At 61.3% G+C, this 13,597-nt stretch carries 11 protein-coding genes and 1 pseudogene; 1 reads left to right on the forward strand and 11 read right to left on the reverse strand.

Annotated elements, in window-relative coordinates; translation table 11 throughout:
- Positions 1 to 7 precede the first annotated feature (7 nt).
- Entirely contained in the window at positions 8 to 1,591 is a 1,584-nt protein-coding gene (locus I5S59_RS05920) for a peptide chain release factor 3 (RefSeq protein WP_197875788.1), read from the forward strand.
- Between the two features lie 36 nt (positions 1,592 to 1,627).
- On the opposite strand, the gene I5S59_RS05925 is transcribed toward I5S59_RS05920, so the two are convergent.
- The 11 genes and pseudogenes from I5S59_RS05925 to I5S59_RS05975 all read right to left on the reverse strand — a co-directional run.
- Entirely contained in the window at positions 1,628 to 2,707 is a 1,080-nt protein-coding gene (locus I5S59_RS05925) for a polyamine ABC transporter substrate-binding protein (RefSeq protein ID WP_197875789.1), read from the reverse strand.
- Positions 2,708 to 2,761: 54 nt separating this feature from the next.
- Complete coding sequence (locus I5S59_RS05930) at positions 2,762 to 3,103, reverse strand: cupin domain-containing protein (RefSeq protein ID WP_197875790.1); 342 nt, start codon at positions 3,101 to 3,103, stop codon at positions 2,762 to 2,764.
- Between the two features lie 32 nt (positions 3,104 to 3,135).
- Positions 3,136 to 4,542, reverse strand: coding sequence for an NAD(P)/FAD-dependent oxidoreductase (locus tag I5S59_RS05935; RefSeq protein WP_197875791.1), 1,407 nt, complete (start codon positions 4,540 to 4,542; stop codon positions 3,136 to 3,138).
- A 63-nt stretch (positions 4,543 to 4,605) separates the two neighbouring features.
- On the reverse strand, positions 4,606 to 5,415 hold the full coding sequence (locus tag I5S59_RS05940) for an AraC family transcriptional regulator (RefSeq protein WP_128322620.1): 810 nt from the start codon (positions 5,413 to 5,415) through the stop codon (positions 4,606 to 4,608).
- Between the two features lie 395 nt (positions 5,416 to 5,810).
- Positions 5,811 to 6,779, reverse strand: a complete 969-nt coding sequence (locus tag I5S59_RS05945) for a peptide ABC transporter ATP-binding protein (RefSeq protein ID WP_197875792.1) — start codon at positions 6,777 to 6,779, stop codon at positions 5,811 to 5,813.
- The gene (locus I5S59_RS05950; RefSeq protein WP_197875793.1) at positions 6,779 to 7,747 is read right to left on the reverse strand and encodes an ABC transporter ATP-binding protein; all 969 of its coding nucleotides are present in this window, start codon (positions 7,745 to 7,747) and stop codon (positions 6,779 to 6,781) included. The genes I5S59_RS05945 and I5S59_RS05950 overlap by 1 nt, the downstream gene beginning before the upstream one ends.
- 10 nt (positions 7,748 to 7,757) lie before the next feature.
- The gene (locus I5S59_RS05955; protein ID WP_128322617.1) at positions 7,758 to 8,687 is read right to left on the reverse strand and encodes an ABC transporter permease subunit; all 930 of its coding nucleotides are present in this window, start codon (positions 8,685 to 8,687) and stop codon (positions 7,758 to 7,760) included.
- Positions 8,688 to 8,697: 10 nt separating this feature from the next.
- Positions 8,698 to 9,708, reverse strand: coding sequence for an ABC transporter permease subunit (locus I5S59_RS05960; protein WP_128322616.1), 1,011 nt, complete (start codon positions 9,706 to 9,708; stop codon positions 8,698 to 8,700).
- Between the two features lie 72 nt (positions 9,709 to 9,780).
- Positions 9,781 to 11,376, reverse strand: a complete 1,596-nt coding sequence (locus I5S59_RS05965; RefSeq protein ID WP_197875794.1) for an ABC transporter substrate-binding protein — start codon at positions 11,374 to 11,376, stop codon at positions 9,781 to 9,783.
- A 75-nt stretch (positions 11,377 to 11,451) separates the two neighbouring features.
- Entirely contained in the window at positions 11,452 to 12,831 is a 1,380-nt protein-coding gene (locus I5S59_RS05970; protein WP_197875795.1) for an OprD family porin, read from the reverse strand.
- A gap of 157 nt (positions 12,832 to 12,988) precedes the next feature.
- Positions 12,989 to 13,471: pseudogene (locus I5S59_RS05975) on the reverse strand (ABC transporter substrate-binding protein); the annotation flags it as partial.
- Positions 13,472 to 13,597 lie beyond the last annotated feature (126 nt).

A 13,597-nucleotide genomic window follows, 5' to 3' on the forward strand; every position in this document is an offset into this window, starting at 1 on the left:
ATTTCCCATGACCAACCAGGCCGCCGAAGTCGCGAAACGCCGCACCTTCGCTATTATTTCCCACCCCGATGCGGGTAAGACCACCATCACCGAGAAGCTGCTGCTGATGGGCAAGGCGATTGCCGTTGCCGGTACGGTGAAATCGCGAAAGTCCGACCGCCATGCCACCTCCGACTGGATGGAAATGGAGAAGCAACGTGGTATCTCCATCACCACCTCGGTGATGCAGTTCCCGTACCGCGAGCACATGATCAACCTGCTCGACACCCCGGGTCACGAAGACTTCTCCGAAGATACCTACCGCACCCTGACCGCGGTCGACTCGGCACTGATGGTGCTCGACGGCGGTAAAGGGGTCGAGCCACGGACCATCGCCCTGATGGACGTCTGCCGCCTGCGTGATACGCCGATCGTCAGCTTCATCAACAAACTCGACCGTGATATCCGCGACCCGATCGAACTGCTCGACGAAATCGAAGCGGTCCTGAAGATCAAGGCGGCACCGATCACCTGGCCGATCGGTTGCTACCGCGACTTCAAAGGCGTGTACCACCTGGCAGGCGACTACATCATCGTGTATACCCCTGGCCACGGCCATGAGCGTACCGAGGTGAAAATCATCGAGAAGCTCGATTCCGACGAAGCCCGCGCGCACCTGGGTGACGAGTACGAGCGTTTCCTCGAGCAGCTGGAACTGGTGCAGGGTGCCTGCCACACGTTCGACCAGGATGAATTCATCAATGGCCAGCTGACGCCGGTGTTCTTCGGCACCGCGCTGGGTAACTTCGGTGTCGACCATGTACTTGACGCCGTGGTCGACTGGGCGCCACGCCCGCTGCCGCGCGTTGCCCACGAGCGTACGGTTGAGCCGGTCGAAGAGAAGTTCAGCGGTTTCGTGTTCAAGATCCAGGCAAACATGGACCCCAAGCACCGCGACCGTATCGCGTTCATGCGGATCTGTTCGGGCAAGTACGAGAAGGGCATGAAGATGCGCCACGTGCGCACCGGCAAAGACCTGCGTATCGGTGATGCGCTGACCTTTTTCTCGTCCGAGCGTGAGCAGCTGGAAGAAGCCTTCGCCGGCGACATCATCGGCTTGCACAACCATGGCACCATCCAGATCGGCGACACCTTCACCGAAGGCGAGGCCCTGGGCTTTACCGGTATTCCGCACTTCGCCCCGGAACTGTTCCGACGCGTACGCCTGAAAGACCCGCTCAAGTCCAAGCAACTGCGTCAGGGCCTGCAGCAGCTGGCCGAAGAGGGCGCGACCCAGGTGTTCTTCCCTGAGCGCAGCAACGACATCATCCTCGGCGCTGTTGGTGTACTGCAGTTTGACGTAGTCGCCAGCCGCCTGAAGGAAGAGTACAAGGTCGAGTGCGCCTACGAGCCAATCACCGTGTGGTCGGCGCGCTGGATCAGCTGCGATGACAAGAAGAAGCTTGAGGAATTCAAGAACAAGGCTGTGGAAAACCTGGCCATCGACGGCGGTGGTCACCTGACCTACCTGGCGCCGACCCGGGTCAACCTGGCGCTGATGGAAGAGCGCTGGCCAGATGTGAAGTTCCGCGCTACCCGCGAGCATCATTGATCTGAACATCGGGGCCGCACAGCGGCCCCGGTACGATCAATTCCCCGCTTTGATACTGGTCCAGATCCGCGTGCGAATGCGGTCGATCTTGGCCGGCATTGCCTCCAGTGCGTACAGCTTGCCGAGCATGTCGTCGCTCGGGTAGATCATGGTGTTGGCTTTCAGCGCCGGGTCCACCAGGGTATCGGCCTTGAGGTTGCCGTTGGCGTACTGCACGTAGTCACTGATGTTCGCCATCACCTCAGGCTGCAGCAGGTAGTTCATGTAGGCATAGCCGGCTTTCTCGTCCGGTGCATCGGCCGGCATGGCGACCATGTCGAACCACATCGGTGCTCCCTCTTTGGGAATCGAGTACCCCACCTTCACACCGTTCTTCGCTTCTTCGGCACGGTTCTTCGCTTGCAGCACATCCCCTGAAAAACCGACCACGACACAGATATCGCCATTGGCCAGGTCACCGGTGTACTTGGAGGAGTGGAAATAGCTGATGTACGGACGCACCTTCATCAGCAGTTCCTTGGCTTTGTCGTAGTCCTTCGGGTCCTGGCTGTGGTGTGGCAGACCCAGGTAGTTGAGGGCAATGGGCAGCAGCTCCGGACCATTGTCCAGCACGGCAACGCCGCAGCCTTTGAGTTTGCTGATGTACTCGGGCTTGAAGATCAGGTCCCAGGAGTCGACCGGCGCATTGTCGCCCAGCACGGCCTTGACCTTGTCGATGTTGTAGCCGATGCCGGTACTGCCCCACAGGTAGGGGAAGCCGTACTGGTTGCCCGGGTCGTTGACCTCGAGGGCCTTGAGTAGCGCCGGGTTGAGGTTCTTCCAGTTTGGCAACTGGCTCTTGTCGAGCTTTTTCAGGGCCTTGCCCTGGATCTGGCGAGCCATGAAGTGGTTGGACGGGAACACCACGTCATAACCGGAGTTGCCGGTCATCAGCTTGCCGTCGAGGGTTTCGTTGCTGTCGAACACGTCGTAGGTCGGCACGATGCCGCTGGCTTGCTGGAAGCTTTTCAGGGTGTCGGGGGCGATGTAGCTGGACCAGTTGTAGATTTTTACCGAATCGGCCGCCTGGGCGACGGATGCCGCCAGTAACAACGGGGCGATGAACAATGGGCGCATGTCTGAGTTCCTTGCTTTGTCTGTTTTTATCGAAGGAGGCAGGCGATCAAATGATCAGAAAATCAGTACGTAGGTTTTGCGCACGGTTTCCTGGATATCCCAGACTCCGATGCTGTTGGCCGGCAGCAGGATGGCGTCGCCGGCTTCGATGATCATTGGCTCGCCACCATCGGGGGTGAAGGTGCAGCGGCCTTTGATGAAGTGACAGAACTCCTGCTGGACGATCTGCCGGCGCCAGCGCCCGGGGGTGCACTCCCAGATGCCGGTTTCAACGCCGTCGCTGCGCTCGACGGCGGTTACCGAGGCAATCGACACCGGCTCGCCGAGGGGGACGGCAACCGGATTGGATTCTTGCAGCTCGACAGTGTCGGTGTTCTTGAACTGGGTAATGCTCATACCGATGGATCCTGTGCAGGGGGAACGAAAAGTCAGCGCATGAAACCTTCCATGAAGTCCGCCACGCCGCTGGCCAGGCGCCGGCGCCACGGAGCTCTGGCCGGGTTGGCGAGGGTCTGGTCCTCATGGACAAAACTTTTGATAATCGCGTTGTAGCCCAGCCAGCGGCACGGTTCCGGCTCCCAGCCTGCGAGGCTGGACAACGTGCTGTCGGGGTGGACCCAGGGTTGCTCGGTCAGCTCGCTGCGCCGCTCGAGGATCAGGTCAGCCAGCGTGCGTCCGCCCAGGTGGCTGGCGCCGACGCCTTCGCCGCCGTAGCCACCGGCGAGGGCGATACCTTGCTTGCGGTCGCACAGCATGTGCGGCGCAAAGCGGCGGGCCATGCCCAGGTTGCCACCCCAGGAATGGGTGATGGCGACGTTCTTGAGCTGCGGAAACAGTTCGCCGAACAGGTAGCGGCGCAGCTCGATTTCATTTTCGGTGAGATCAAAGTTTTCGCGTAGACGACCGGCAAAGCGGTACCCGCCGCGCGCGCCGAACACCAGGCGGTTGTCGGCACTGCGCTGGCCGTAGGTGACCTGGCGGCTGTTCTCGCTGAAGGCTTGTCCCTGATTCAGGCCGATTTTTTCCCAGACCTGTTCAGGCAGCGGCTCGGTGGCAACCAGCAGGCTCTGCACCGGCATCTGGTAGCGTCCCAGTGGCGGCAGGCTGACCGAGTAGCCTTCGACGGCCGGTACCAGCCACTGGCATTTGATCCGTGCGTGGGCGGTGCGTACTTCACCGGCCTGCCAATCCAGCACCGGGCTTTTTTCGTACAGGCGCACCCCCAGGCGCTCGACGGCACGGGCCAGGCCACGGACCAGTTTCGCCGGCTGGATCGTGGCGACATTGGGGTTGAAGATAGCGCCGTAGGGCTTGCTGATCCTCAGTTGCGTGGCCAGTTGCTCCGGGCTCAACCAGCGGTAGTCCGCTTCGTTCAGGCCCTGTTTGTAGAGTTTGTCCAGGTAGCTGCGCAGCGTGCGCTCCTGTTCCGGATAGCGTGCCGCGCAATACAGCACGCCGCCTTTGCGGTAGTCGCAGTCGATGCCTTCGTTTTGCAGCACGCCGTGCACGGTATCGGGAATGCTGTGCAGCAGGTCATATGCCGCACGGCGCTGTTGTGCGGAGCGGGCGGCCAGCAGGCGGTCTTCACCCAGCAGATTGCCCATCAGCCAGCCACCGTTGCGCCCGGAAGCGCCGAAACCTGCAAATTCGGCCTCGACGATGGCGATGTTCAACTGCGGCGACTGCTGCTTGAGGTAGTACGCGGTCCACAGCCCGGTATACCCCGCGCCGATGATGCACACATCCACGTCCAGGTCCTGGGTCAGGGCCGGGCGGGTGGTCAGCTGTTCATCGAGCTGGTCCATCCATAGGCTGATTTTGCGCCATGCCTGCATTGTGTTCGGCTCCACATCCGTTACGGTCTGTGGCGATCCTAGAAGCTGGCGGGGGGCGTTGTCTTAGCTGCGTGCACGCAAAGAATTCTGTTTGACCCAGGCCTTGGGCGTGAGCCCGGTGTGCTGGCGAAAGCACTTGTAGAAGGCCGATAACGAGTTGAAGCCTGCGGCGAACGCACGGTCGTCGATCTTGCTGTTGGCCGGTGCCTGCTCCAGGCCATTGAGCAGGTGATGCAGGCGCGCCTGGTTGACGTAGCGGTAGAAGCTCTGGCCGAGCACCTGGTTAAGCAGATAGGAGATCTGGTTGCGGCTGTAGCCGCTCTCCCGGGCGACCCGTTGCAGGTCCAGTTCCGGGTCGAGGTAGGGCTGCTGGCGCTGAAAGTACTGCTCAAGGTCCTGGGCCATGGCACTCAGCTGCCGGGGGGACAGCCCCAGGCGGCTCATGGTCGGGCGCGTATCGCCCTGGCCTGCCTCCGGGCTGGCTTCGCGCACCAGCGAGGCGTATTCGTTGACCCGCCAGATCAACCCGTCGCGCACAGTGATCGCTTCGCTGGACTGGAAGGCCACCAGTCCTTCGCCACCGCGCAAGGTGACCTGGTACTGGATAAAGGCCGTGCAGCCATCGACGCGAATGCGGTCGCTGTGAACGATGTCTTCATCGGCTTCACGGGGCATGCTGACGCGCACGTACTCGCGCAGTTCGGCAAAGTGCATCACGCGGTTGAGGAAGAAGTCGTTGTACTGGATATCCGGGTGATACAACGCCATCACCCCGTCCAGGTCGCGATGCTTCCAGCACAGGTGGTAGCGCAGTACGGTTTCAGCGGTGATCGGGGTCTGTTCAGGACCGTCCGGGAGTGTGGTCAGGGTCATGGGCAGATAGTGACGGGGGCCGGGGTATGAAACAAGTGCAGCCGCTGTTGGGGAGAAATGCCAGCGCGCATTGCATAAGCCCTGAGTCCAGATCGGTCATTCGGGTGTTTTGCATGATCGTGTAAATACCTTGCAGCCTAAACAGTTGATTTATTGGACGATATTTTTTGACACATTTGGCACAGCGTCTGCATCGCTTAAAGGGTAAGCAAACGGGACCTGAAAGAGGAAAAACGTCATGCGCTCTCTGTTGCTCTGGATGATCGGCATCCCCATTCCAATCATTATCCTGATCGCGATCTTCATGCATTGATCGAATGCCAATGGACCCAATAAAACGCCGGCCTCAATGAGGACGGCGTTTTTGTTGGGGTGCACTGTTCAGTGTCAGGTGTTTACAAGAACTGCTCCGCGTAGTGACACGCAACCTGCCGCGTCCCCACTGGCCTGAACGCTGGCTCTTCCGAGGCGCAACGCTCGGTGGCGTACGGGCAGCGCTTGTGGAAGGCACAGCCCGGCGGCGGGTCCAACGGGTTTGGCAGTTCGCCAGCGATCTTGATCTTCGGTTTCAGCGGGTCCGGGTGAATGGTTGGTGTCGCCGACAGCAGGGCCTGGGTGTAGGGGTGCAGCGGCTTGCTGTAGATGTCGTCCTTGGGGCCCATTTCTGCCGGGCGGCCCAGGTACATCACCAGTACGTCGTCGGCCACATGGCGGACCACGGCCAGGTTGTGCGAGATGAACACGTAAGCGGTGTTGAACTCTTGCTGCAGGTCCATGAACAGGTTGAGCACCTGGGCCTGGATCGACACGTCGAGTGCCGAGGTCGGTTCATCGGCGACCAGTACCTTTGGCTGCAACATCATCGCCCGGGCCAGGGCGATACGCTGGCGCTGGCCACCTGAGAACATGTGCGGATAACGCTGATAGTGCTCCGGTCGCAGGCCGACCTGTTGCATCATCGCCTGGACCTTTTCACGGCGTTCAGCCTTTGACAGGTTGGTGTTGATCAGCAGCGGTTCAGCCAGTTGGTCGCCGATCTTCTGCCGCGGGTTAAGCGAGGCGTAAGGGCTCTGGAAGACCATCTGCACGTCTTTGCGCAGCTGCTTGCGTTCGGCCTTGTTGGCCCCGGCCACTTCCTGGCCGGCAATTTTCAGCGAGCCGGACGAAGGCTCTTCGATCAGGGTCAGGGCCCGGGCCAGGGTCGACTTGCCACAGCCGGACTCGCCAACCACGGCCAGGGTCTTGCCGGCTTCGAGTTCAAACGATACGCCGTTGAGCGCACGAACCAGGGCATGGCCTTTGAACAGGCCGCGGGAGACTTCGTAGTGACGGGTCAGTTCACGGGCGGTAAGGACAACGGTCATTACGCCACCTCCTGGTTCAGCGGGTAGAAACAACGCACCAGGCTATGGACCTGAGGATCGAGGGGCGGGCGCTGCTGACGGCAATGGTCTTGCACATAGGGGCAGCGCGGCGACAGCAGGCAGCCCTGCGGACGGTCGTAGCGACCGGGGACGATACCGGGCAGGGTCGCCAGGCGCTCAGCGCCTTCGCTGTGTTCGGGAATCGCGGCCAGCAGGGCTTCGCTGTAAGGGTGCGCGGGCACATCGAACAGCTCGGGCACCTGGCCGATTTCCACGGCCTGGCCGGCATACATCACACAGACCCGTCTGGCAGTTTCGGCGACCACGGCGAGGTCGTGGGTAATCAGGATCAAGGCCATGTTCTGCTCTTTTTGCAGGTTGAGCAGCAGCTCCATGATCTGCGCCTGAATGGTCACATCCAGGGCCGTGGTCGGCTCATCGGCAATCAGCAGCTTGGGTTCGCCGGCAATCGCCATGGCGATCGCCACGCGCTGGCTCATGCCGCCGGAGAGTTGATGCGGGTAGGCATCCAGGCGGCTTTCCGGGGCCGGGATCTCTACCTTCCGAAGCAGTTCCAGGGCGCGTTGACGCGCGGCCTTGCCGCGCAGGCCGAGGTGCTGGCGCAACACTTCCTCGATCTGGAATCCCACCGTGTAGCTGGGGTTGAGGGCGGTCATCGGGTCCTGGAAGACCATCGCCATATCCTTGCCGACCACACGGCGGCGCTGACGGCCGCTGAGCGTGAGCATGTTATGGCCATCGAAGGTCAGGGCGTCGGCGCTGATCCGGCCGGGGGCATCGATCAGGCCCATCAGTGCCATCATGGTCACCGATTTGCCGGAACCCGACTCACCGACAATGGCCAGCACCTCACCTTCGCTCACCGACAGGTCGAGACCATCGACCACGGGCACTGCATTGGCATCGCCGAAGCGCACATTCAGGTTCTTGATTTGCAGAAGTGACATGGCGATCTCCTCAGGCGGCATTCTTGAGTTTCGGGTCCAGCGCATCGCGCAGTCCGTCACCCATCAGGTTGATTGCCAGCACGCTGAGCAAAATGGTCAGGCCAGGCAGGCTCACTACCCACCAGGCGCGTTCGATGTAGTCACGGGCCGAGGCCAGCATGGTGCCCCACTCGGGGGTTGGCGGTTGTACGCCAAGGCCGAGGAAGCCCAGGGCGGCGGCATCGAGAATCGCCGAGGAGAAACTCAAGGTGGCCTGCACGATCAGCGGCGCCATGCAGTTGGGCAGCACCGTGACGAACATCAGCCGTGGCAGGCTGGCGCCGGCCAGGCGTGCGGCGGTGACGTAATCGCGGTTCAGTTCACCCATCACCGCTGCGCGGGTAAGACGCACATAGGACGGCAGCGACACCACGGCAATCGCGATCACCGTGTTCATCAGGCCTGGGCCGAGGATGGCAACGATGGCCACGGCCAGCAGCAGTGAGGGCAGGGCCAGCATCACGTCCATCAGGCGCATGATCGACGGCCCGAGAATGCGTGGGAAGAACCCGGCCAGCAGGCCGAGGAAGATGCCCGGGATCAACGAGATCACCACCGATGACAGGCCGATCAGCAGCGACAGGCGCGAGCCCTGGATCAACCGCGACAGCAGGTCGCGGCCGAGTTCGTCGGTACCAAGGATGAACTGCCAGTTGCCGCCTTCCAACCACACCGGCGGGGTCAGCAGAAAGTCACGGTATTGCTCGCTCGGGTTGTGCGGCGCGACCCAGGGTGCGAACAGCGCACAGAACACGATCAGGCTCATGAACATCAGCCCGGCGACTGCGCCTTTGTTATGCGAGAACGCCTGCCAGAACTCTTTGTACGGCGACGGGTACAGCAGGCTTTGGTCAACAGCGGTGGCCGGTGTCGACACAGGTTTTGCCAATGGGGTTGTCATGTCCGGGCCCTCAGCGCTGATGACGGATGCGTGGGTTGGCCAGGCCGTAGAGGATGTCTACGACGAAATTGACCAGGATCACCAGGCAGGCAATCAACAGGATGCCGTTCTGGACCACGGGGTAGTCACGGGCGCCGATGGCTTCGATCAGCCATTTGCCAATGCCCGGCCAGGAGAAGATGGTTTCGGTCAGTACCGCTCCGGCCAGCAAGGTCCCGACCTGCAGGCCAAACACGGTGAGCACCGGGATCAGCGCGTTGCGCAGGCCATGCACAAACACCACCCGCGCTGGCGACAAGCCTTTGGCCCGGGCAGTACGGATGTAGTCTTCGCGCAGCACTTCCAGCATCGAGGAACGGGTCATGCGCGCGATCACCGCCAGGGGAATGGTGCCAAGTACGATGGCGGGCAGAATCAAATGCATGACGGCGTCCTTGAAGGCGCCTTCTTCATCGCTGAGCAGGGTGTCGATGAGCATGAAGCCGGTTTTCGGCTCAATGTCGTAGAGCAGGTCGATGCGTCCTGACACCGGGGTCCAGCCCAGGCTCACCGAAAAGAACATGATCAGGATCAGGCCCCACCAGAAGATCGGCATCGAGTAGCCGGCCAGCGAGATTCCCATGACGCCGTGATCGAACAGCGAGCCGCGCTTGAGGGCAGCGATCACCCCGGCCAGCAAACCGATCACCCCGGCGAAGAACAAGGCGGCAATCGCCAGTTCGAGGGTGGCCGGAAACAGGGTCAGGAACTCGTTCCAGACACTTTCACGGGTACGCAGGGATTCACCGAGGTCACCCTGGGCCAGTTTGCCAATGTAATCCAGGTACTGTTCCGGCAAGGGCTTGTTCAGCCCCAGGCGCTCCATGGCCTGAGCGTGCATCTCGGGGTCGACCCGGCGTTCGCCCATCATCACTTCCACCGGGTCTCCCGGTATCAGGCGGATGAGGGCGAACGTCAACAAGGTGATGCCGAAAAAGGTCGGGATCAAGAGTCCCAGGCGCCGGGCAATAAAACTAAACATCTTCTGGTGTACCTCATCAGCCGGTCAGGCATGTCGTCGGCCCCGGGTACGGGCCAGACGATCGTTCTTGTTCTACTTCACCCGGGTAGTGGCGAAGTTGTTATTGGTGAGGGGGTTGATGTGATACCCCTCCACGTTGCTACGCATGGCAGTGAACATCTTCGGATGCGCCATGCTGATCCACGGTTGGTCTTCATCGTACACCGCCAGCGCCTTTACATAGAGCGCTGCGCGCTCATCCGTGGCGGTCACCGTGCGGGCCTTGTCGATCAACGCCTGGAATGCCGGATTGCACCAGCGAGCATAGTTCTCCCCGCTTTTCACTGCATCGCAACTGAGCAGCGGGGTCAGGAAGTTGTCCGGATCGCCGTTGTCGCCGGCCCAACCGCTCGACACCATGTCGTGCTCACCCTTTTTGGCGCGACGCAGCATCTCGGCCCACTCCATCACGCGGATATCCACTTTAAGGCCGATCCTGGCCAGGTCGGCCTGAAGCATTTGCGCGCTCAACTGCGGATTGGGGTTGGTCGGGCCACCGCCATTGCGGGTGAACAGGGTCAGCACGGTGCCTTCGGGAACGCCGGCCTGCTTGAGCAAGGCACGGGCCTTGTCGAGGGCGCGTGGCGGGTTGTGGTTGGCGGTGTTATAGCCGATCAAGGTCGGCGGGTAAGGATTGACGCCGACCAGCGCATTACCCTTGCCGAACAGCTGGTCGACGTGGGTCTGGCGGTCGAAGGCGATGTTGATGGCTTTGCGCACACGCACGTCGCTCAGGTACTTGTGCTCGGTGTTGAAGGCAATGTAACCGGTGACCAGCGCCTCCATTTCGGCGACCTTGAGCCTGGGGTCGGCTTTGATGTTCGGGACGTCATCGGGTTTGGGGTAGAGCGCCACCTGGCACTCGTTGGCCTTGAGCTTTTGCAGGCGCACGTTGTTGTCGCTGGCGATGGCGAATACCAGGGCATCGGCCGGAGGCTTGCCGCGGAAGTAGTCGGGGTTGGGTTTGTAACGGACCTGGGCATCCTTGACGTAGCGCTGGAAAATGAACGGGCCGGTACCGATCGGCTTGCTGTTGAGGTCGGCGGTTTTATCGGCCTTGAGCAACTGGTCACCGTACTCGGCGGAGTAGATCGAGGTGAAGGCCATGGCCAGGTCAGGCAGGAATGGCGCTTCCGGACGGGTGAGGGTGAACACCACGGTGTGATCGTCGGTTTTCTCCACGCTCCTGAGCAAATCCCTGAAGCCCATGCTCTCGAAATAGGGGAAGCCGATGCTGGTCTTGTTGTGCCACGGATGGTGCGGGTCCAGCTGGCGCCGGAAGCTCCAGAGCACATCGTCGGCGTTCATCTCGCGGGTTGGCGTGAAGTAGGCGGTGGTGTGGAACTTCACCCCTGTGCGCAGGTGGAAGGTGTAGGTCAGGCCGTCGTCGCTGATTTCCCAGCGTTCTGCCAGGGCGGGCTGGATCTCGGTGGTGCCGGGCTTGAAATCGACCAGGCGGTTGAACAGGGTTTCGGCCGAGGCATCGGCAGTCACCGCCGTGGTGTACTGGACGATATCGAAGCCTTCCGGGCTGGCCTCGGTACAAACCACCAGCGGCTTGGCCGCAAGGCCCGCTGCAGCACTCAATAGGAAGGCTGCGAGGGCAGCCTGTAGCGGTAGCAATGTCATGAAACCTCCCTGCGATCCATTAAGCCAGCGTAGCCGCCCCGACCGATTCGGTGAACCGGTCGGGGCGCACGACGCTTAAAGGATGTTGAATGGAATGGTGGTTACGATGCGCAGCTCATCCAGGCTGCCGTCTGCCTGGTTCTTGCTGGCGCGGTGGGCGGTGTAGGTGGCGCGCACGGTGCTGTCCTTGAGGTAGCCGCTTTGCACCGCGTAGCTGGTGCCGACACCCCACTCGTAGTGGTTCTCGCCGTCGAGGTTCTTCACGTCGTAACCGGTCCCGTTGTAGTGGGTGCCATCGATTCCCCAGCCGCGGGCGTTGTACAGGTTGAACTTGAGGCCTGGTACGCCGTACTGAGCCATGTTCAGCACGTAGCCAATCTGCACGGACTTCTCGTTCGGGCCGTTGAAATCCGAGAGCAGGGAGTTGGCCAGGTAGATCGCGTTGGTGTCGTGCAGGTAGTCGAAGTACTCGTTGCCGTTCACCTGCTGATAGGCAAAAGTCAGGCTGTGGGCCTGGTGCGTCAGGCCCAGCGACAGGCTGTAGGTGTCATTGTCGATTTCGCCGAGTTTGCTTTTTCCCTCATCACGGGTTTTGTAGTAGTTCAGGCCGGTGGTCAGGCTCAGCACCGCGCTGTCGCCCAGTTCGTGGGTGGCGCCGAGATAGTACTGGTTCCACAAGTCTTCGACATTGGACACGTAGAGGCTGGTTCTCAGGCTCTTCAGCGGCTGGTAGTTCGCCCCGGCGATGTTGACGTGGTCGGCTTCGAAGGCCCGGTCACCGTACTCGGCGACAAACTTGCTGGTGCCCTGTTCGGTGCGGGTGGAGAGTCGGTCGAAGGTACCCAGGTCAAACGACAGGTTGTCGAACTCGGTGCTGTGAAGGCTCACGCCTTCAAAGCTCGAGGGCAGCGCGCGGTTGCCGATGAAGGCGATCACCGGGGTGTCGATGGACTGGCGGCCGGCGGTCAGGGTGGTGTTGGAGAACCGTGCCTTGACGTTGGCCAGGCCGAGCTTGCTCCACTGGTCGATGACGTCGCCGTCGCTGTGGGTCAGGGTACGGTTGTTCGGCCCGGCGACTGCAGCGCGCCCCTGTTCCAGGGCAATTGCGTTGTAAGCTGCCACTTCGGTGGCAACGCCGACGGTGCCTTGGGTGAAGCCGGAGCTGTAGTTGAGGATGGTGCCTTGCACCCAGTTGTCGCGGCTGTGGCTGTCATGGCGGCTGCCGTCGCTTTTGTAGTACTTGAACAGCGGTGCGCGGGTGGCGCGTTCACGGGCGTACCAGTTGCGCGTCGAGCCCCCGAGCCGCTGGCCGTCTATAAAGCCTGTGGCATCGGCCTGGGCACTGGTGTCTTTGACGCTGAGCGGAATGAAGTCCTGGCTGACGGCGTCGGCCTGGGCAAGGGCAGGCAGCCCGGTGATGGACAGGGCCAATACTGCGGTAGTGGTCAGTTTCAAGGTGAAGCTCCCTTTCTTGTTGTTATCGCCTGGCCTCGTGAGCTGGGCGCATTTCGCGTGGGCATTTGGGTTGCAAACGTTTGCTATGTGGCAGTGGGTGATATTTGGGCAGCACGATGCCGAGGGAGTGGATGGCACTCCCTTTGATCAGCTGGGGTTACTCGAGACTGACGCCGGAAAAAATGCTGCGCCCGAAGGGGCTGACCTTGAAGTCCTCGACCTTGGCACTGAGCGGCTGGTTGACCGTCGAGTGGGCGATCGGGGTAATCGGCACTTGCTGTTTGAGGCGTTGTTGGGCCCGTTGATAGAGCACGGTGCGCTGCTGGCGGTCAGTGACGGTCTTGGCTTGCTTGACCAGCGCGTCGTACTGCGGATCGCACCACATGGAGTAGTTGTTGCTGCCGATAGCGTCGCAGCTGTAGAGCGTACCCAGCCAGTTGTCAGGGTCGCCGTTGTCTCCGGTCCAGCCGATCAGGCTGATGTCGTGCTCGCCATCCTTGGTGCGCTTGAGGTACTCGCCCCATTCGTAGCTGACGATCCTGACCTTCAAGCCCACCTTGCCCCAGTCGGCCTGGAGCATCTCGGCCATCAGTTTGGCGTTGGGGTTGTAGGGGCGTTGCACTGGCATGGCCCACAGGGTGGTTCTGTCCCTTGGCAGCAGACGCCAAGAAGCTGGGCGTTAAGGCTTGCACTTTAAGTCCTTTGCAAAAGCGTTCGGTGAGCGATAGCCCAGTGCTGAGTGCAGCCGACAGCTGTTGTAAAAACC

The organism is Pseudomonas alkylphenolica (assembly GCF_016009175.1).
GTDB lineage: Bacteria > Pseudomonadota > Gammaproteobacteria > Pseudomonadales > Pseudomonadaceae > Aquipseudomonas > Aquipseudomonas alkylphenolica_B.

Coding starts and splice junctions, on each gene's coding strand:
- I5S59_RS05960 (WP_128322616.1), bottom strand. CDS start 9,708: ATGTTTAGTTTTATTGCCCGGCGCCTGGGACTCTTGATCCCGACCTTT.
- I5S59_RS05935 (WP_197875791.1), bottom strand. CDS start 4,542: ATGCAGGCATGGCGCAAAATCAGCCTATGGATGGACCAGCTCGATGAA.
- I5S59_RS05920 (WP_197875788.1), top strand. CDS start 8: ATGACCAACCAGGCCGCCGAAGTCGCGAAACGCCGCACCTTCGCTATT.
- I5S59_RS05950 (WP_197875793.1), bottom strand. CDS start 7,747: ATGTCACTTCTGCAAATCAAGAACCTGAATGTGCGCTTCGGCGATGCC.
- I5S59_RS05940 (WP_128322620.1), bottom strand. CDS start 5,415: ATGACCCTGACCACACTCCCGGACGGTCCTGAACAGACCCCGATCACC.
- I5S59_RS05930 (WP_197875790.1), bottom strand. CDS start 3,103: ATGAGCATTACCCAGTTCAAGAACACCGACACTGTCGAGCTGCAAGAA.
- I5S59_RS05925 (WP_197875789.1), bottom strand. CDS start 2,707: ATGCGCCCATTGTTCATCGCCCCGTTGTTACTGGCGGCATCCGTCGCC.
- I5S59_RS05965 (WP_197875794.1), bottom strand. CDS start 11,376: ATGACATTGCTACCGCTACAGGCTGCCCTCGCAGCCTTCCTATTGAGT.
- I5S59_RS05945 (WP_197875792.1), bottom strand. CDS start 6,779: ATGACCGTTGTCCTTACCGCCCGTGAACTGACCCGTCACTACGAAGTC.
- I5S59_RS05955 (WP_128322617.1), bottom strand. CDS start 8,687: ATGACAACCCCATTGGCAAAACCTGTGTCGACACCGGCCACCGCTGTT.